This window comes from Sphingomonas sp. BL-S-28 (genome assembly GCF_055521515.1).
Genome location: NZ_CM145484.1, coordinates 3765268 through 3784946 on the forward strand (window position 1 = coordinate 3765268; position 19679 = coordinate 3784946).

The following is a 19679-nucleotide window of genomic DNA, read 5'->3' on the forward strand; positions in this document are numbered from 1 at the left end:
TCTCCCGATCAGTAGAGCTTGACTTCGATCAGGCAGGGGCCGTCCATCTCCGCGGAGCGGGCCATCGCCTTGTGGAAGTCCTCGGCATTGTCGACCTGCACGCCGGGCACGCCCATGGACTTCGCCATGGCGACCCAGTCGATGGTCGGGCGGTCGATATCGATCATCGCCATGGCCTGCGGGCCGGGCTGCTGCCCCGCTCCCATGTTGGTGTATTCGGCCTTGAGGATCGCGTACTGGTTGTTCGCGAAGATGATCGTGGTGATCGGCAGTCCTTCGCGCGCCTGCGTCCAGAGCGACTGGATCGTGTACATGGCCGAGCCGTCGCCCACCATGCAGAAGGTCCGCCGATCCGGGCAGGCCATTGCGGCGCCAGTGGCGACGGGGGTGCCGTAGCCGATCGAACCGCCCATGTTGTTGATCAGGTCATGCGGACGCGCGCCCATCGTCAGGCCCATGGTCTGGCGGCCGGTGGTCAGGGACTCGTCGACGAGGATCGCATTATCCGGCAGCGCGGCGGACAGGGCCTGCGCGATGCTTTCGGGATTGAGCGCGCCGGTGGGCGCCGCTGCCTCGATCCGTTCCTGCACCTGCGGCAGAGCGCCCTTCAGGCCCAGCGCGTCGATCAGCATTTCGAGGCCGAGCGCGCTGTCCTCATCATCCGCGACCAGCGAGTGGACCACGGTACCCGGCGCCTTCAACAGGCTGGGCTTGTCCGGATAGGCGAAGAACGCGACCGGTTCCTTGGTCTCCAGCGTGACGATGTGCTTGAAGTCCTTGAGGAAGGCTTGCCCCAGCGGCACTGCGTAGGGAATGCGCTCCAGCGGCGTGCGCCCCGTGCCGCGCTCGATACGCGCGGTGAAGAACTGCGAGCCGAGGCGGCAACCGGTGCCCGCCGCCACGACGCCAGCGAGGTCCAGCGCACGGCCGCGCGTGGCCTTGTTGCCGAGGATCAGCAGCGTGGGCTCGCCCGAGCGCAGCACCTTGGCCACTTCGTCCACGCGCGCCTGATCGGGCGCGGGGCGGGCGCGGCCCAGGCCCTGCGGCACGACCGGGGTGCCGGCGTCCTTCCACGCGGTGTCACCGGGCAGGATCAGCGTGGCGATCTGGCCGGGATGCTCGCTGGCCTTGGCGCAGGCGGTGGCCGTATCCCAGGCGATGGTCGTCGCGGATTCGGCGCGGCGCACCCAGTGGCTGAGCGGACGGGCCAGCCCTTCGATGTCGGAGGTCAGCGGCGGATCGTACTTCAGGTGCGATGCCGAGTGCTCGCCGACGATGTTGACCATGCCGGACGAGGCGCGCTTGGCGTTGTGGATGTTGGACAGGCCGTTGGCGAGGCCCGGCCCCAGATGCAGCAGGGTCGATGCCGGCACGTCCTTCATCCGGTACCAGCCATCCGCCGCGCCGGTGCAGACGCCTTCGTAAAGGCACAGCACCGACTTCATGCGCGGATTGTCGAGCGCCGCCAGGAAGTGCATTTCCGAAGTGCCGGGGTTCGCGAAGCAAACCTCCACACCGTTGTCGACCAGCGTGTTGACGAGGGTTTCTGCACCATTGGCCATGGTCAGTACCCCGCCAGTTCGCGGCCCTGACCGACCACGCCGTAGCTGCGCGTCGGCGCGGACATCAGGAAGCGGTAGCCTTCGCCGATCAGACGCTCGACATTCTTGGCATTGGTGTGCGGGTTGCCGACGACGACGTTGTGCTTCTTGCAGACCTCGACGATCTTGTTCATCGCGCTGACCACTTCGGGGTGGTCGTACTGGCGCGGGTAGCCGAGCGCCTGCGAAAGATCGCCCTCACCGATCAGCACCAGACCGATGCCGGGTACGTTGGCGAGAATGTCGTCGAGGTTCTCGATCGCCTCGGGGCTCTCGCACATCATGCCCACCAGCAGCTCGCCATGCGGGGCCAGCGGCCAGACGTCGGCCTTGGCGTAGTATTCCGGCTGCGACAGGCCCCAATAGCGCGCGGCCGTGGCCGGGCCGTCGCCGCGAATGCCCTTGGGCTCGTAGAGCGCGGCACCGGTCGGCTTCGCATAGCGAGCGGAAGCGACCATGTTGTAAGCCTGCTCCACGGTCGAAACGTGCGGGGTGATCACGCCGTAGACGCCGCGATCCAGCACCTGCTTGGCCTGAAACTGGTTCATCTCGCCGCCGTTCGCCGGGATGCGCGCGATGGGCGTGACCGAAGGCGCGACCGAACCGCTTTCGGCGATCTTCTTGCGGCTCAGCATGTACTGCAGCGCGTCGCCCAGCGCCGCGACGTCGTAGGGATTGTGCTCCATCTCGAAGACCACGCCGTCATAGGGGGCATCGGTCAGTTCCTGCGCGGTCAGCTTGTCGACCTTCGAGAAGCAGGTGAAAGCGGGCTTGCCGGCTTCGAGAGCGCGGATGATGCCGTTGAGGCGCGTCTGGGTCATTGCTTGGATCTTTCCTTTCGAGCTTGCTCTGCCCGTACCTCGTCCCGGGCGGCATCGCGCGATTGATCCGGCGACCGCCGCCATCGAAAAACCGGCAGGTCCGTTTTGGAACCTGCCCGGGAGAGATCCCTCACTCTCCCGTCAGCCCGCGAGAAAATGCTCCCACGGCCCAATAAACAAATCCGTCATCCCCGCGAAGGCGGGGATCCCGCTTATCTTGCGCCACACGAGAGGTCGCAGAAGCAAGCGGGGCCCCCGCCTTCGCGGGGGCGACGAGGGATCAGTGATCAGTACGCAATGGAGGGAGTACTGATCACGCCGGCTCTACTCCTCCGGCTGCCAGTACATGAAGCCCATGCCCTCGCCCGTGCCGGCCTCCGTGCGCCAGCAGGGCACGTAGTCCACCAAGGTCATCTTCGCGCCGGTGTGCTGGAGAGCCATCATCACGATCGAGTAGATCTTCACCTCGCTCGTGCCCGACTGGTAATAGCCGTCCGGGATCGCCGCGAGGCCCTCGTAGTCATAGCTGGCCAGCTTCTCCATCACGTCGCGATCGAACTCCTCGTCGTTGACGAAGTGCGATAGGCCGCCGCTGGCGATCACCGCCACGCGCACGTCTTCCGGCCAGGCCTCGATCGCCTCGCGCAGCACGCGGCCGAATTCGATGCAGCGCGCCATCGAAGGCTGCGTCGGCGGGTAGAACAGGTTGAACAGCACCGGCACATGGCGCGGCACATCGTCGCCCATGATCTGGTGATAGACGAAGCTGTAGGCATGCGGGACCACCGGATAGTCCGGCGCGTAGCCCTGCCGCGATTCCATCCAGGTGTTCTGCGGCCACTTCTGCAGATCGTTGAGATCGAAGTTCTGTTCCTGGAACGTCTTGATCAGATACGTCGCGAAGTCCGGATAGGCCTGATGCACGACATGATGATCGGGCGCATAGACCGGGCGCTGCGGCGGGCCGTTGTGCACGTCTTCGCCGGTGTAGATGGTGATCGACGGCGACTGGTCGGGCCAGATTTCCTTCTGGTCCTTGCCCAGCACGATGGCGACATCGACCTTGGCGCGCTTGTAGGCCTCTGCCATCTCATCCAGCGCGGCGCGGCAGCGGGTGGCACGCTCGGTACGCTCCTCAAGCGTCAGGAACGGGGCAAAAGCGGCGCCGCGTTCAGCCTCCAGTTCCGGGTAGGTCCAGGTGCGATTGCGATACCAGAGTTCCGGGTTCTTGCGGTCGCGATCGCCGTTGTTCAGCCAGTCCTCGGGGGCCTGACCCAGCATCCCGCTGTGCGGAACGGCCATGCCGAATACGATCTGCGCCATTGCATCCTCTTTCAGTCAAAATCTGTTGCGAACCTGTCGCAGCACTAGGGAGCCGCCGCCCACGCGGCCAATCCAATCTACGCTCCGGGTGATGCAACCCGCCCCCACGGGTTGGCATCCCCCGGAGCGTAGCTCACTCGCCTGCTGCGAGCGAAATCTTCGGCGCCCACTCCGGGCGCAGCACCAGCCAGGTGGTCAGCGCGCCGATCACCAGGAAGACGAAGATCACCATCATCGGCAGATCGTAACTGCCCGAGACATGGAGCAACCAGCCCGAAAGGCTTGCCGCGACGCCGCCGGCTAGGCTGGTCGCCACCTGCTGCACGCCGGTGACAAGGCCCACGGCAGGCGCCGGGATCAAGGTCAGACGGCAGAGCGCAAGGTTGTTGGCGGTGGCAAGGCCCAGGAACGAGAGCGAGAACACGTTCCAGAACAGCGCCGCGTTCAGCGAGTCCGCCTTGGCCCCCAAAAGCACCGTACAGGCCCCGATGAAACCGGCGATCACGAAAGCCTTGCGCACGAACACCGGATCCCCGCCCCGTGCGATCATCTTGTCCGCCAGCCATCCGGCAATGACCGCGACAATGGCGATGCCGGCAAAGCTGAAGAAGGTGAACAGGCCGGATTTCTCAAGGCTCAGCCCGCGTTCCTCGACCAGATAGCTGGGCATCCAGGTCATGCAGAAGAAGGTGAAATAGCCGTAGCAGAAGTTCACCACCAGCGTGCCCCAGACCAGCGGACTGGACAGGATGCTGGCGAACGTGACCGACGACGCCTTGCGTTTGATCGCGGCCATATCCTCGCGGCGCGGCAGGTCGTTCTTCACGAGGAACATCCACGGCAGCAGCCAGATCAGGCCGACCGCGCCGGTGGCGATGAACATCACGCGCCAGTCGTAGGCGGTGATCAGCCATGCTGCGATCGGCGCGCCGATGGCGGGGCCGAACTTGTTGCCCATCGCGAAGATACCGACGGCGGTGCCGCTCTGCCCTTCCTTGAAGTTGTTGCGGATCCAGCGATAACTGGCGGGCATCACCACCGCCTCCGCCGCGCCGACGATGACGCGCATCAGAACCAGCGCGAATAGCGTCGAGATCAGGCCCGTCACCGCCGTCGCCAGGCACCACAGCACGAAGCAGATCGTGTAGGGCGTCTTCACGCCGTAGCGGTCGACCAGCCAGCCAGCCGGAATCTGGATCAGGCCATAGGACCAGAAGAACGCCGCGTTCACCCAGCCCCGGTCGATGTCGGTCATGCCGAAGTGCTGGATGAACGGCGCATCGGCGAGAGCCGACGAGATGCTGGTGCGGTCGACGAAGGCGATCATCACGCCCAGCGCCAGCAGCAGCAGCACCGCCCAGGCGGCCGCGCTTGCCGGTGCGGCTGTATTCGCCGCCCTGCCTGCCCCGCCCCGTTCGAGTGCCTTGTCCATCTCGTCTCTCTCCACTTTATGTCACCTATTGTCGCGTCTGGCGCTTAGTCGTCCAGAGCGGGGTAGAGTTTCTGCGCCGTCTTAGCGAAGATCCATTCGCGGTCGGCATCCGTCAGCGAAGCCAGGCGGCTTTCTGCAGTCGCCTTGATCTCGGCCAGCGTGCCGGGCGAAGTCGGATAGTTCGAACCCCAGGCCATGCGCTGCGCGCCGAACACCTCCACCAGCTTGGGGAACAGCGTCTCCGGGGTGGCATCACCCTTCGTCGAATCGCCCATGATGCGCGGCGTCAGCTTCAGATAGATGCTCTCGATCGGCGCAAGGTCGAACAGGCTCTGCGCATTCGCGTAAGGCGCGCCGTCGGTCACATCGGGACGGCCGAGATGGTCGAGGATGATCGGCACATTCGGGAAGCGCCCCGCCAGCGCGGTCACCGCGGCAAGGCCGACCGGGCCGGTCTGGATACACATGGTGAGGCCGAGGTCACCCAGCAGTTCCCACGCCGGATAGGCGCGCGGATCGTCGAGTTCGCTGGGATCGAATTCCTTGGTCGAACCGCCGGTGAACACCCTCAACCCCTTGAGGCCCTTGTCCACCCACGAACGGATCGTCTCCACGGCGTCGGGCGCCAGAACGTCCACCGAACCCACCGCGATGAGACGGTCCGAATAGCGGTTACACGCATCGACGACGTAGCTGTTGTCGAAGCCGTAAGTGGTGGAGGAATGGACGACCGCGGCCTTGGCAACGCCGGCTTCATCCATCGAGGCGATCAGCGTCTCTACGGTGCTGGGCCGCTCCTGTGACCAGTCGGACCGCTTTCCGAACAACGGCGCCGGCGGATAGGCTCCTTCGTCGTCGGAAATGACGTGGGGATGGATATCGACAAACTTGGACGTCATGCACCTGTCTCCGCTGCCGGAAGCGTGCATCGCGCTGCCGGGGCTCTGTTCTGGTTGCTGTCAATGTGCGGGGTGGGCGGCGGCGGCGGGAGTTGATTGTCAGCCGTGAGGCATAACTTCCGCCGCTGCCAAATTCGTCATCCCGGACTCGATCCGGGATCGCTGGCCGAACCGCACCTTGCTCGCGAGCAAGCGCCTAAAGAATTGCCAGCGGTCCCGGATCAAGTCCGGGACGACGGTATTGTTAAAGCCCCTTGGCCTTCAGCCGCGCGTCGAGGCGCGGATAGACCTTGCGGGCATTGCCTTCGTAGATCGCGAAACGGTCGTCATCCGACAGCGCCTCGCAGGCATCGACGTAGCGCTTGGTGTCATCGAAATAGTGGCCGGTGTTGGGATCAGTGCCACGCACCGCGCCGATCATTTCCGAACCGAACAGCACGTTCGAAGTCGGCACCACCTTGGTCAGCAGTTCGACACCGGGATGGTGATAGACGCAAGTGTCGAAGTAGATGTTGTCCAGCAGCCCTTCCAGCGGACGATCCATCATCTCCAGCGACATGCCGCGATAACGGCCCCAGTGGTATGGCACCGCGCCGCCGCCGTGCGGGATAACGAGCCGCAGCGTCGGGAAGTCCTTGAACAGGTCGCTCTGCAGGATCTGCATGAACACCGAGGTATCGGCGTTCAGATAGTGCGCGCCGGTGCCGTGGAAGTTCGGATTGCACGATGCGGCAACGTGGACCATGCCCGGCACGTCCAGATCGCACATCGCTTCGAACAGCGGATACCATTCCTTGTCGGTGAAGGGCTTGCCGGTCCAGTAGCCGCCGGTGGGGTCGGGGTTCACGTTGACGCCCACGAAGCCCAGTTCTTCCACCACCCGGCGAAGCTCGGGGATCGAGTTCTTCGGCGGGGCGCCCGGGCTCTGCGGCAGCATGGCAACCGGCACGAAGTTGTCCGGGTACATCTCGGTAACGCGGTAGACGAGGTCGTTGGAGACGCTCGCCCACTCAAGGCTCGTGCGCTCGTTGCCGAGGTGGTGGCTCATCAGGCCGGCGATCGGCGAGAACAGGGTAAGGTCGCTGCCGCGCTCCTGCTGGAGCTTGAGCTGGCCGCCTTCGATGCCTTCGCGGATCTGGTCGTCGCTGACATGCGCGTCGGCAACGAGCGGCGCATTCGCCACGTCGTCCGCCGCCGCGACTTGCGCACTGCGCCATTCGCGGAAGTGCTTGGGGACCGTCGTGAAGTGACCGTGACAGTCGATAATCATGGGATTCTCCGTGGAATTTTCTGCCCGAGCAACACGGGTTCGAAACTCAAAATCTTATGCCAACCTCACCCCGTCGCCCCCGCGAAGGCGGGGGCCCCGCTTCCTTTCGCCCACAGCGCGAGACCAGAAAAACAAGCGGGATCCCCGCCTTCGCGGGGACGACGAAGTGATTATTGCGGCATCAGCTTAAACGCGCACCGGCGCCTTGGCGGGATCGACGAACAGTTCTTCCATCGTCATGCGGCGCGGTGTCAGGCCCTGCTTGAAGGCGGTCTGCTCCAGCGCCTCGATGGTCGCGCGGTTTTCCTCGATGCCGTAGGGCAGCGGGTCAGCGCCGACGATGTCCTGCAGCGCACGGTACTTGTCCGCGCCCTTGCCGGTCGCCTCACCCGAATTGAGCTTGGCCAGCCACTCGTCCTTGGCGCGGGTGAAGGCATCGTTCAGCGAACGCGCGATCCACGGGTGCTGCTCAAGAATCTCGTCCTTGACGACGATGGTGCCGTGCATCGGATAGACGCCGGTGCGGGCATAGTATTCCGCCTCGGCCTCGGCCGCATTGGGGATCAGGTCGACGTATTCGCTGGTGTCGACTTCCTGCCAGCCACCAGTCGGCGCGCCGGTGCGGCCGATGCCGGCAGCGGCTTCGACACCGGCCTGAATCTCGTCCGCCGCCATCATGTCGGCCAGCGAGCGACCTTCGGGCGCGTGCTGCACGTTGGTGGGAAGCTGAAGCTGCGTCACGTGCTCCTCGTCGTCGACGATCCAGGTGACCTTGTCGTTGTCCATGCCGTATTCGTCGATGAAGACCTGACGGATCCACACGCCGGTGGTGACCGAGTAGGCGCGCACGCCGACTTTCTTGCCTTCAAGATCCTTGGGGTGGCGGATGCCCGAATCCGGCTTCACCAGCATGCCGCCGTGGTGGAAGCGGCGCACCACGAAGATCGGCAGCGCCTTGAACGGGCGGCCATAGGCGCGGGCGATGATGTACGTCGTGGGTGCCAGTTCGCAGACGTCGAACTCAAGATCGCGGACCATGCGGCGGAATGCGCCGATCTGGGGCTTCACCGTCACGAATTCGGCGTCGACGCCTTCGATCTCGATGCTGCCGTCGCGGATCGCGGCGGTGTGCGGATGGTCGGCAATCGCCAACTTCAGGCGGACTTTCTGGCTCAAGGTCGCTCTCCTCAGGGATGAGTAAACATGGCTATCGACGTCTGCTCAACGTCCGATGCCGGTTGCCCCGCGAAAAGCGCCCGGCCCGGTTCCAAGTCAACGCAGCCCCCATCCGAACCGGTCGGCACGAGCGCACAATTTATAGAGGCTCACCGCTTTCACGGCCCGCCAAGTGATAGAATTTATGCCGCCAGCCCTATAAATCCAGCGCTGCGCGCAATAGGTTCGCAGGCAGGACTGTCGCAGGATGACGCAGTGCGGACTCCGCCATGACGATGGCAATTCGTGGATAAAATGGCTGTATTACTGCGCTTTTTCGCCAAGTCCAAAATCGACCGATCGCCCACCATCGCCACATCATGTCGCAACCGCGAAGGCTGGGGTGATAGCCCGGCCCGTTGCAGACCCGATAAATTTTGCGCTAGGTCCGGAGTGGAGAGAGGACCTGAACATGGCCAACGAAACGAGTCACAAGACCCCGGGTGCCGAGCGCGCCCAGAGCCTGAGCTTCCGCCAGCTTCGCCTGTTCGAGGCGATCGGCGATCTCAAGTCGGTGCGCCGCGCGTCGGAGGCATGCAGCCTGTCGCAGCCCGCCGTCACCCAGGCCCTGGCCAAGATGGAAGCGCAGCTTGGCGCCACGCTGGTCGACCGGCGCGCCAGCGGCAGTTACCTCAACGAATTCGGCATGGTGTTCCATGCCCGCGTGAAGCGCTTCTTCGAACAGACCGAGCGCGCGGTGATCGAGATCGGCGCCGCCGTGAATGCCGACGGCGCCCGCGCCATCGTCAACCGCCTCACCCGGTCGCAACTGCGCACCTTGGTCGGCGTGATGGAACACGGATCGTTCGAACAGGCGAGCGACAGCTTCGACATTTCCGCCGCCTCGCTCCAGCGCGCCGCGCGCGACTTGCAGGGGAACTTGCGCGTCTCGCTGTTCTATCGCACCGCCGCCGGAATGCTGGTCAGCCCGCAGGGGATCAAGCTGGGCCAGATGATCAAGCTGGCGCTGCAGGAAATCGAATGGGGCGTGGCGGAAATCGACGCCGCGCTGGATGGCACCAGCACTCCCATCGTGATCGGTGCCATGCCCTTCGGCGGCAGCGTGTTGCTGGCATCGGTGCTGGACCAGTTCCTGGAAAAGTACCCCAGCGCCGACATCCGGATCATGAACGAAAGCGCCGTCGAAATGACCAAGTGCCTGCGCGCGGGCGAAGTGGATTTCGTGGTCGGCCTGCTGCCCGAGGAAGTGGCGCCGGGCCTGGTCTGCGAGCCGCTGATCGAAACGCCCTATGCCGTGGTGGCGCGCGCCGGCCACCCGCTCGCCCGTGCCGGCAAGGTCTCGGTAGAGGAACTGATGGCCTACGACTGGATCACCGGTACCCCCGGCTCCAGCCGCCGCGCCTGCTTCGACCGGATCTTCGAAGGTACCAAGGGCCCGCAAACCCATGTTGCCACGTGCGCGCTGCCGATCATTCGCCACTTGCTTAAGCGGTCGGACCGCTTGACGCTGATGACCACCTACGAGCTGACGCATGAGGAAGGCCTGCGCACGCTCCATTGCGGGCAGATCGAGGCGGTGCCCGCCATCGGGATCACTACGCGTGAGGACTGGATGCCTACGCCGGTGCAATCCGCCTTCATCGACGTGATCCGCGCGCATGTCTGCGCCCCGCCGACCCCGCTGCGGCAGGTGGGGTGAGGTTGCTGTCCTCCCCTGCAAGGGGAGGTGGCAGCGCGTAGCGCTGACGGAGGGGTGTAACCGGTTCGGTAGTACGCCGCTGAGAGGCTGACACCCCTCCACCACCCTTCGGGTGGTCCCCCTCCCCTTGCAGGGGAGGAACTGAGCCCGCGACGCCCTTTCGATAGAACCTAACCGAACTCCAATCACCCACCCACGCCGCGCATGGTCAAATCGCTCGTCAAAGGAGACAAGCGATGACCCTAACCCGCGAACTGACCGTCCCGACGCCCGACGGCACCTGCCCCGTAACCCTGCACTATCCAGAAACCGGCGGCCCCTTCCCGCCCGTGATCCTCTACATGGACGGCCCCGGCATCCGCCCCGCCGTCCACGAAATCGCCGCACGCCTTGCTGCGTCTGGCTATGCGGTGTTCCTGCCCGACCTGTTCTACCGCGCCGGCCCTTACGCCCCGGTCGATCCCAAAGTGGTCTTCACCAACCCCACCCTGCGCGAAGCCCATCGGGAGAAATTCATGGCGACCGCCACGCCCAAGGCGGTCATGGCCGATACCGAAGCCCTGATCGCCGCCATCGACGCCGCACCCGAAGCGGCGAGCGGCCCCATCGGCGTGGTCGGCTATTGCATGGGCGGCCGCCTTGCGCTGATCGCGGCGGCTACTTTCCCGGAACGGATCGCCGCCATCGCCAGCTATCACGGCGGCGGGCTCGCCAATGACAAGCCGGGCAGCCCGCACCTCCTCGCCCAGCAGATCAGGGCAAAGGTCTACATCGGCGGCGCTATCGAGGATGCCAATTTCACCGAGGATCAGAAGGCCACCCTCACCGCCGCGCTTGCGGGTGCCGGCATCGATCACGTGGTCGAAACCTATCCCGCCAAGCACGGCTGGGTGCCCCGCGACACCGCCGTCCACGACCTCGCCGAGGCCGAGCACCACTGGCAGACGCTGGTGCCGTTCCTGGGCAGCGCACTCAAGCAAAGCTGAGGGAAAGCCCTCACTGCTGCCCCTCCCCCTTTCGTCGTTGCGAGCGGAGCGAAGCAATCCAGGGCGGGTTACGCTGCGCTGGATTGCCGCGTCGGCTTCGCCTCCTCGCAATGACGGGGATTGTTCGGGAACCAGCGCCCCGCCACGAAAAAAGGGAGGACGGCCAGTGGCCATCCTCCCTCAAGGTTCACCCCGTCAGAGGGGGAGAGAGCTTTTTCAGATCAAAGACTTGTCAATGTAAAGAGGCATCGAGTCCTCCCACTTACTGTCTGTCAGCAGGCGCTTGTTCCCGCCGTCCGCGTCCATGATGTAAATCTGGCCATATTGCTGGAACGTATTGTCGTAGAGCGCGGCCTCATCCCGGAAGCCGTGTTCGGAGCCGGACCACATGATGCGTCCGTCCGGCGACCACACGGCGTGGCCATCGCTGGCCTTGCTGGTGGTGAGTTCGCGGTAGTCCGATCCGTCCGGGCGGATGGTGCAGACCTGATAGTCCTTGTCATCCACCTTGCGGGTGAAGACGATGCGCTGGCCGTCGGGCGACCAGCCGGGCAGGTTGTCCAACTGTTCGGTCAACACGCGCACCTGCTTGGTTTCCAGGTTCATCACGCGCAGGCCGCGTTCCTCGCTCTGGCCCCAGACGCGGAACACCAGTTCCTTGCCGTCGTGCGAGAAGCTGGGGAAGCCGGAATGCACGGTGCCGTCGGTCAGCACTTCAAGGTCGCTGCCGTCCTTGCGCACGCGCACGACCACCGCCTTGGCATAGCTGCGTTCGGCGAACCAGGTGCCGACGCCGAAGGCCAGCCACTCGCCATCGGGCGACCAGCAGGGCTGGAAGGCGCCGGCAAGGCCCTTCTTCACCATCTCCACATTGAGACCGGACTTGGTATTGTCGAACACCACGCGACGTTGCGACCCGTCGGGCTTGCAGGTGACGATGGAGGATGTGCCGGTCTGCTTCTCGGTAAAGGCCAGCATCCCCTGATTGGAGAGGATCGGGAACACGTCCATGAAGCGATAGTCGTATTCCGGATCCCAGCTGTAGAGCGGCTTGTCCAGCGGGCGGACCGGGCGGAATTCCTGCACTTCGTACATCACCGTGTTGCCATCGGCGGTCCAGTGCGGGGAACGCAGGCCCTTGCGCTTGAAGCCGGGGCGGCCCGAGGTGTAGGCGATACCCTCGTCCGGGCCGCCCTTCACGACGTAGCCGATCTCGTCCTGCGTCACGTATTGCGGCGAGACCTTGAGGTTGGCGCCGCGCGTATGTTCGATACGTGCGCCGGTCTCCACGTCGACCGAGACGATCTGCGAATCCACGCGGCCGATCCATTCGGGACGACGGGCGCCCCAGGTGGCCTCGGTGGTCAGTTCGTAGAAGACGATGCGCTTGCCATCGGGCGACCACGAAGGCGAACCCTGGCACCAGTTCTTGCGCGCGGAGACTTTGGCAAAGCCGGTGCCATCCGGACGGATCTTGTAGATCGCCAGTTCCTGCGTGTGTTCCCAGCCGCGATTCTCGTCATGGCCGCGCCAGCTGGTGTTGGTGTCGCTGGAAAAGGCGATCCACTTGCCGTCGGGCGACCAGGCCGGGCGGAAATAGCAGTCCGGGCTGTCCGGATTGCCCTTCACTTCGCCCACGCCGGTCAGCTGCTTCACCTTGCCGTTCGCAAGGTCCATCACCCAGACATTGGCCTTGTAGCCGTTGCGGGTGGAAACGAAGGCCAGCCACTTGCCGTCCGGCGAGATGGCGGCGGCATCGTCCACGCTGGAGCCACCCGCGATCGCCTTGGCGCCCGTACCGTCACCCTTGGCAACGAACAGGCTGGAATTGCCATCCCCCAGACGTTCAGAGGTGAAGGCCATGCGCGCACCATCGCGCGAAAGGCGCGCGTTATAGTCGTAAGTGCTTTCCGCCAGCACCTTGCGCTCACCCGCGCCGTCAAGACCGGCGACGTACAGTTCGGACACCGAAGGCGCGATGCGGTTCATCATCATCACGCCCTTCTTCGTCGGCACCGGCTTGGCGATGCCGACCTGGCTGAGCAGCACCGAGGCCGGAACCGCGGCCAGGAAATCTCTACGTTTCACTTTCGAACTCTCCCTGCATTTCCCAGGTTGCCGTTTGGGGGCTTCGCAATTCCTGGCGCGGGCTGAACGGCCCGGTTCCTGTGCAGAGGCTCTCAATAGGACAGCGCCCCGGGCAATGCATCATGGCTGTCGTTGAAGTTATCGGCGCGGCGCAAGTGCCTATAGCCACCTTGCACGCTTCCCGAACTACATCGACGGCATACCGCTACTGCCCAGCAGGCAAGCCTTGCACGCGCCAAGATAAAACGACGGCCCGCAGGAGCGGAGGGGATATATCGCACCGGCACGGATGAGGCCGGGAACTGGGAGGAAGCGATGAGACATCAGACCACATCCGTAAACCTGCGCCATATGCTGCTTGGGGGAGCGGCCGCCATGGCGCTGCTGCCGCAGCTTGCCCTTGCGCAGGCCAGCGGCGATCAGGCCAACAGCGGCGGCGTAGAGGAGATCATCGTCACCGCCCAGAAGCGCGACCAGTCGGCCCAGGACGTGCCGATCGCGATCACCGCGCTGAGTAACGAACAGCTGCGCAGCGCGGGCGTGCAGAGCACGCTGGACCTCAAGGCCGCCGTACCCGCGCTCAACATCACCACCGGCACCGGCGGCATCGGCCTGCCGCGCATTCGCGGCATCGGCGCCACCGGCCAGGGCCCCAGCATCGAAAACCCGGTCGCGGTCTATGTCGACGGCGTATACTACGGCGCCTCTTTCGGCATTCTCCAGTCGATGTACGACACCGATCAGGTGGCCGTGCTGAAGGGGCCGCAGGGCACGCTGTTCGGCCGCAACGCCACCGGCGGCCTGATCCAGACCACCACGCTGGGTCCGGACTTCGACTGGAACGGCAAAGCCGAAATCGGCTACGGCAACTACGACACGATCCACACCGCCGCCTATGTTTCGGGCGGGTTGACCAAGACGGTCGCGATCAGCCTTTCGGGTCAGTACGACAATCAGCAGGACGGGTTCGGCAAGAACCTCTACACCGGCAACGACATCCAGACTTCGAAGTCGTGGGGCGGCCGCGGCAAGCTACTGTGGCAGCCGACAGAGGGCACCAAGGTGCTACTGTCGGGCGATTTCAACGGCCGTGACGCCGCCGCGCCGGCATTCCGCAACTTCGGCCTCAACGCGCTGGGGGTGAACGTGCCTGCCGCGATCACCGCGCTGGGCGGCGATCCGCACCGCGACATTCTGGCCGATGTCGATCCCAAGATGTCCACCCGCGCCTGGGGCACCAGCCTGACGATCGAGCAGGACATGGGCTTCGCCACGCTGAAATCCATCACCGCCTATCGCCATTCGAAGTTCAGCTACAACTTCGACCCGGACGGCACCACTGCGCCGCGCATCATCGTGGACAATCACCAGTTCGACAAGCAGTTCACCCAGGAAGTGAACCTGATCTCGAAGGACGGCGGCCCGTTCAAGTGGGTGCTGGGCGGCTTCTACATGCACGACAACGCCGGCAACGACGGTTCGCGCACCACCGGCCTCTTCACCTTCGGCAACAACGGCTATTCGCAGGACGACAACTCGGTCAAGCTGGACTCCTACGCCGGCTTCGCGGAAGGCACCTACACTTTCGGCGAGAGCACCAACCTGACGGCGGGCCTGCGCTTCACCAGCGATCATCGTTCGCTGGATGCCACGGTGACGCAGTTCAACGGCAATGTCCCGCCCTCGGGCGTGACCACCGTCACCACGATCCCGTCGGAAAGCCACACTTTCAACAAGCTGACCTGGCGCCTGTCGCTCGATCATCGCTTCTCGCCCGAACTGCTGGCCTACGCCAGCTACAACCGTGGCTTCCGTGGCGGTACCTACATCACCCAGTCCACGCCGATCGTGCTGCTGAAGCCCGAGCAGGTCGATGCCTTTGAAGTGGGCATCAAGTCCGACCTGTTCGACCGCAAGGTGCGCCTGAACGTCGCGGGCTATTATTATGACGAGAAGAACATCCAGGTGATGCAGGTCATCTCCGGCGCGCAGACGGTTTACAATGCCAATGCGGCAGAGATTTACGGCCTCGACGCCGACCTGACCTGGCGCGTTACCAGCGCGTTCCGCCTGTTCGGCGGTCTGAACTGGACCCACGCCCGCTATACCGACTTCGATACGGCCGTGATCACCACGCCCTATCCGCTGCCTGCCGGCTTCACGATCCCGCCGGGCCAGTCCTGCCTGGGCACGCTGGGCAATCCGTTCACGCAGCTGGGCGGCAACTGCCTGCTGATCGGCAGCGCCACCGGCAACAAGCTGCAGAACACGCCCACCTTCACGGCCAGCCTGGGCGGTTCCTACGATCTGGAAACCGGGATCGGCCGCTTCACGCTGGCGGGCAACTATTACTACAACTCGGGCTTCGTCGGTTCGCCGGACGAGCGCGTGAAGCAGGGTTCGTACAATACGGCAGACGCCTCGCTCACCTGGCACTCCACGAACGACAACCTGTTCGTGCGCCTCTGGGGCAAGAACCTGACCAACGCCTTCTACTGGAGCCAGATCGGCGCCACCAACAGCGGCGACAACGGTACGTATGCCGCGCCGCGCACGTACGGCGTCACCGCAGGGTTCGATTTCTGATCGAGCCCGCTACAGGATCCACCCTCATGGCCGGAGTCCCAGGACTCCGGCCATTTTTGTTACTGATCGACGAAAACGTAAGGCGCGAAGAGATCGGTGCCCTGCCAGTCGCGCGTCGCCACCACATGGGTGGATGCGCTGCGCGTCCAGCTGGCGGCGTCGGTATAGCTGGCAAGCCCGGTGTGGCTGGCGACGGCGGGCCAGGGATAGACCGGGCGCGTCATTTCCGGCCGGTCCGATGCCGGTTCAACAGGTGCGCCCGCCGCGTTCCCGGCAATGCCCTGCGGCTGGCCGAAGTTGCTGCGATGGCGGGTGGTGCCGGTCATCAGTGCTTCCGGCGCGTGTCCGCTTTCCACCCAGACCATCATCGCGGTCAGCAGGTCGATGCTCGCCAGCCCTTCGCCGCCGCCACAGTGGCCGACGCCCGGCAGCAGGTAGAGCCGCTCGAACCCGTTCACCGTCCGCCCGCCCATCGTCGAGAGCATCGCCTTCTGGTAGGACACGGTCACGGCGGGCGCGATGTGCTGGTCGGCAAGGCCGTGCCAGAGGATCAGCTTGTGCCCCTTGGCCGCAAAGGCGCCGAGATCCGGGTTCGTTGCGTCGAACAAGTGGTGGCGGGCATAGAGCGCAGCCAGCGTTTCGCGCGTGAATTCCAGATCGGCCAGCGTCGTATCGGGGCGCGGCTCCGCAAAGGCGAGGTAGCGCATGACCGGTGGCACCACCATCGGGCTCATCATCCGCCCGCCCTGCCCCGGCACGAAGACGCCGGGCCATTCCAGTTCGGATCCGTAAAGCGGCTGTCCAGCGGTCAGGAACGCATGAGTCTTGGGATCGCGCGGGCCTTCATAGAACTTGCGGGCGACATCGGCCTCGGCCTGGGTCAGGCAGGTGGAGGTATCAGTCGCGCCCGGTTCGCAGGTGACGCTGTCCATGTCGAAACGGCAGGCGGCGGGCAGCGAGATCAGCCCGTCCACCACGCCATCGTTGCGGTCGCAGGCGGCGATCACTGCCTTGTGCAGGATCGGCAGACGGTCCGCCAAGAGGATCGGATTGCCCGCCGCATCCATGTTCGAACGCGCCATCCAGCCGTGGTAAAGCGTGTTCTGCACGGTGAAGAGCATGGCCGGGGCGCCGGCGATCACGCCGTCGAAATCGTCGGGAAAGCGCTGCGCCTCCATCAGCGCTTCTCGGCCGCCGTCCGAACAGCCGTTGAAGTAGGAATAGCGCACTTCCTGCCCGTAGAACGTGCGGATCAGCGCCTTGGCGGCCTGAGAGGTGATGTGCTGCGCGCGCCACGCGAAATCGGCGCGGCGCTGCGGATCCAGCCCCCAGGCGCCGTCGCTTTCGGCCATAGAGTGGCCCATGTCGGTGGCCGCCATGACGAAGCCGCCATCGTTCAGCACCTTGCACCCGTCCGACGCGCCGGAGCGCAGCGTGATCGTGCCGCACAGCCCGCCGCAGCCGACTTGCAGGTAGCGCTGCGTCCAGGTCTTCAGCGGCAGCAACACATGGAAATTGACCGCCGGAGCCAAAGTGCCCTTCACGGAGCAGACGGCGATGCCGTCGCTGGTGGTTTCGCTCGCTTCGGTAATCCGGCTGCCGGCGCCGCCGATCGCGGTCAGGTCCGTGCCGGTCAGCGAGGCGCAAGTGACCACCGGGGCCACAGCGGCCAAATCGGCCGGGCCGCGATTGCGAGTCGTGGCCGCAGGCGCGTCGCCCATGCCCGAACAGCTTGCCAGCGCCAAAACGGCAAACAGGCCAGCCAGCAGGCCAACCATTCGATCCCACACGCGCGCCATGGTGTCTCCCACACAACGACGAAGGGGACGGGACGCCTGGGCATCCCGTCCCCCCCGTTGGGAGACTTAAATGAAATTAGCCGGCCGGCGGCAACCGAAAATTCAGCGAACTTCGCGCTGCCGCCGGACCTGACCTGAATCAGAACATGTCGACGTCCAGCGCCATCATCGAAGCCTTGCCCGACTTGATCGCCAGGAACGCGGCGGTCGCCTGCGGCAGCAGACGGTCGAAGAAGAACCGCGCAGTGGCGATCTTGGCGGTGTAGAACGCCGCATCTTCGGTGCCTTCGTCCAGCTTGGCCTTGGCGATCAGTGCCGCCTTGGCAAAGGTGTAGCCCATGGCGACAAGGCCCAGCAGACGCAGGTAGTCGGTCGCGGCGGCGCCGGCTTCCTCGGGATCCTTCATGCCCTTCTGGGCAATCGTGCCGGTCGAAAGCTGCAGCGCGCCGAAGGCCTTTTCCAGCCCTTCGATCATCTTGCCGAAAGTCTCGTCCGCCTTGTTCGCCTCGATGAAGTCCGAAACCGGGTGGAAGAACGAGCGTAGATAGCGGCCGGCATGCGCGGGCATCTTGCGGCCGACAAGGTCGAGCGCCTGAATGCCGTTGGTGCCTTCGTAGATCATGGCGATGCGGGCATCGCGCACGAACTGTTCCACGCCGCTTTCGGCGATGTAGCCGTGGCCGCCATAGACCTGCACGGCCAGGTTCGCGCTTTCATAACCGAAGTCGGTGAAGAGCGCCTTCACCACCGGGGTCATCAGCGCAATGAAGTCTTCCGCGCGGGCCTTCACGGCCGGATCGGTCGCGTGCTTTTCGGCATCGAGCGCGCGGCTGACCCATGCGCCGACGGCGCGGCTGCCTTCGTTATAGGCACGCGCGGTCATCAGCATGCGGCGCACGTCCGGGTGGACGATGATCGGATCGGCCGGACCCTTGGGGTTCTTCACGCCCGACAGCGATCGGCCCTGCACGCGTTCCTTGGCGTACCACACGGCCGACTGATAGGCGGCTTCACCTACGCCAAGGCCCTGGATGCCCACCGAAACGCGTTCGGTGTTCATCATCTTGAACATGGCTTCCATGCCCTTGTTCGCGGTGCCGACCAGCCAGCCGATCGAATCGTCGAAGTTGAGCTGGCACGTGGCAGAGGCCTTGAGGCCCATCTTGTGCTCGATCGCCGCGACCGAAACGCCGTTGGACGGGCCCGGCGTGCCGTCTTCCTTGGGCAGGTACTTCGGCACCAGGAACAGGCTAATCCCCTTCACGCCTTCCGGCGCATCGGGAAGCCGCGCGAGGACGAGGTGGATGATGTTCTCGGTCAGGTCATGCTCGCCTGCCGAAATGAAGATCTTCGCGCCGGAGATCTTGTAGCTGTCGTCACCCTGAGGGACGGCCTTGGTGCGCAGCATGCCAAGGTCGGTGCCGCAGTGCGGTTCGGTAAGGCACATCGTGCCCGACCACGTACCCTCGACCATCTTGGGCAGGTAGGCCTGCTTCAGCGCGTCGCTGGCATAGCCCTCGATCGCGGTGGTCGCGCCGTGGGTGAGGCCGGGATAGAGGCTGAACGACAGGTTGGAGGAGCAGATCATCTCCTCGGTCAACTTGTTCAGCGCTTCGGGCAGGCCCTGACCGCCCCATTCGGGATCGGACGCCAGCGCGCACCAGCCGCCTTCGCGGAACATGTCGTAGGCTTCCTTGAAGCCCTTGGGGGTGCGGACCACGCCGTTTTCCAGCGTGCAGCCCTCGATGTCGCCGCTGCGGTTCAGCGGCAGCAGCACTTCCTGCGCCACCTTGGCAGCCTCTTCCAGCACCGCGTCGACAAGGTCGGGCGTGAATTCGGCCAGGGCTTCGAGATTGCCGAAGCCGTCATCGTTGTGGAGTTCGTGGAGCACGAACTTCATGTCGCGCAGGGGCGCTTCGTAGACTTGCATGTCACTCTCCTCGCGGGTCGAGACGCCAGCCCTTCCTTACTCGTCATCCCCGCGCAGGCGGGGATCCCG

13 protein-coding genes are annotated in these 19679 nt (G+C 64.7%); 3 read left to right on the plus strand and 10 right to left on the minus strand.

Going from position 1 to position 19679, the window contains the following annotated elements:
• Positions 1 to 8: 8 nt before the first annotated feature.
• From ACZ1JC_RS26195 to ACZ1JC_RS26225, 7 genes are all read right to left on the minus strand, one after another.
• On the minus strand, positions 9 to 1562 hold the full coding sequence (locus ACZ1JC_RS26195; RefSeq protein ID WP_465137375.1) for an acetolactate synthase large subunit: 1554 nt from the start codon (positions 1560 to 1562) through the stop codon (positions 9 to 11).
• A gap of 2 nt (positions 1563 to 1564) precedes the next feature.
• The gene (locus ACZ1JC_RS26200) at positions 1565 to 2422 is read right to left on the minus strand and encodes an HpcH/HpaI aldolase family protein (protein WP_465137374.1); all 858 of its coding nucleotides are present in this window, start codon (positions 2420 to 2422) and stop codon (positions 1565 to 1567) included.
• Positions 2423 to 2746: 324 nt separating this feature from the next.
• Positions 2747 to 3745 (minus strand): DODA-type extradiol aromatic ring-opening family dioxygenase, encoded by a 999-nt coding sequence (locus tag ACZ1JC_RS26205; protein ID WP_465137373.1) that lies wholly within the window; start codon positions 3743 to 3745, stop codon positions 2747 to 2749.
• A gap of 133 nt (positions 3746 to 3878) precedes the next feature.
• Positions 3879 to 5177: an MFS transporter gene (locus ACZ1JC_RS26210; protein ID WP_465137372.1), complete on the minus strand. Its 1299-nt coding sequence runs from the start codon at positions 5175 to 5177 to the stop codon at positions 3879 to 3881.
• A gap of 44 nt (positions 5178 to 5221) precedes the next feature.
• Positions 5222 to 6076 (minus strand): amidohydrolase family protein, encoded by an 855-nt coding sequence (locus ACZ1JC_RS26215; protein ID WP_465137371.1) that lies wholly within the window; start codon positions 6074 to 6076, stop codon positions 5222 to 5224.
• Positions 6077 to 6320: 244 nt separating this feature from the next.
• Positions 6321 to 7346, minus strand: a complete 1026-nt coding sequence (locus tag ACZ1JC_RS26220; protein WP_395393560.1) for an amidohydrolase family protein — start codon at positions 7344 to 7346, stop codon at positions 6321 to 6323.
• Between the two features lie 186 nt (positions 7347 to 7532).
• Positions 7533 to 8522: an ABC transporter substrate-binding protein gene (locus ACZ1JC_RS26225; RefSeq protein ID WP_465137370.1), complete on the minus strand. Its 990-nt coding sequence runs from the start codon at positions 8520 to 8522 to the stop codon at positions 7533 to 7535.
• A 451-nt stretch (positions 8523 to 8973) separates the two neighbouring features.
• On the opposite strand from ACZ1JC_RS26225, the gene ACZ1JC_RS26230 reads away from it, so the two are divergent.
• Positions 8974 to 10221, plus strand: a complete 1248-nt coding sequence (locus ACZ1JC_RS26230; protein WP_465137369.1) for a LysR family transcriptional regulator — start codon at positions 8974 to 8976, stop codon at positions 10219 to 10221.
• 236 nt (positions 10222 to 10457) lie between these two features.
• Complete coding sequence (locus tag ACZ1JC_RS26235) at positions 10458 to 11207, plus strand: dienelactone hydrolase family protein (protein WP_465137368.1); 750 nt, start codon at positions 10458 to 10460, stop codon at positions 11205 to 11207.
• A 216-nt stretch (positions 11208 to 11423) separates the two neighbouring features.
• On the opposite strand, the gene ACZ1JC_RS26240 is transcribed toward ACZ1JC_RS26235, so the two are convergent.
• A complete protein-coding gene (locus ACZ1JC_RS26240; RefSeq protein ID WP_465137367.1) occupies positions 11424 to 13295 on the minus strand; it encodes a hypothetical protein in 1872 nt (623 codons plus the stop codon).
• A 315-nt stretch (positions 13296 to 13610) separates the two neighbouring features.
• Here ACZ1JC_RS26240 and ACZ1JC_RS26245 point away from each other — a divergent pair, with 315 nt between their 5' ends.
• Positions 13611 to 15881: a TonB-dependent receptor gene (locus tag ACZ1JC_RS26245; protein ID WP_465137366.1), complete on the plus strand. Its 2271-nt coding sequence runs from the start codon at positions 13611 to 13613 to the stop codon at positions 15879 to 15881.
• A gap of 59 nt (positions 15882 to 15940) precedes the next feature.
• Here the strand turns inward: ACZ1JC_RS26245 and ACZ1JC_RS26250 are convergent, their stop codons facing one another.
• Together ACZ1JC_RS26250 and ACZ1JC_RS26255 are read right to left on the minus strand one after the other, a co-directional pair.
• On the minus strand, positions 15941 to 17680 hold the full coding sequence (locus ACZ1JC_RS26250; RefSeq protein ID WP_465137365.1) for a tannase/feruloyl esterase family alpha/beta hydrolase: 1740 nt from the start codon (positions 17678 to 17680) through the stop codon (positions 15941 to 15943).
• A gap of 139 nt (positions 17681 to 17819) precedes the next feature.
• A complete protein-coding gene (locus ACZ1JC_RS26255; protein WP_465137364.1) occupies positions 17820 to 19610 on the minus strand; it encodes an acyl-CoA dehydrogenase C-terminal domain-containing protein in 1791 nt (596 codons plus the stop codon).
• Positions 19611 to 19679: the final 69 nt, after the last annotated feature.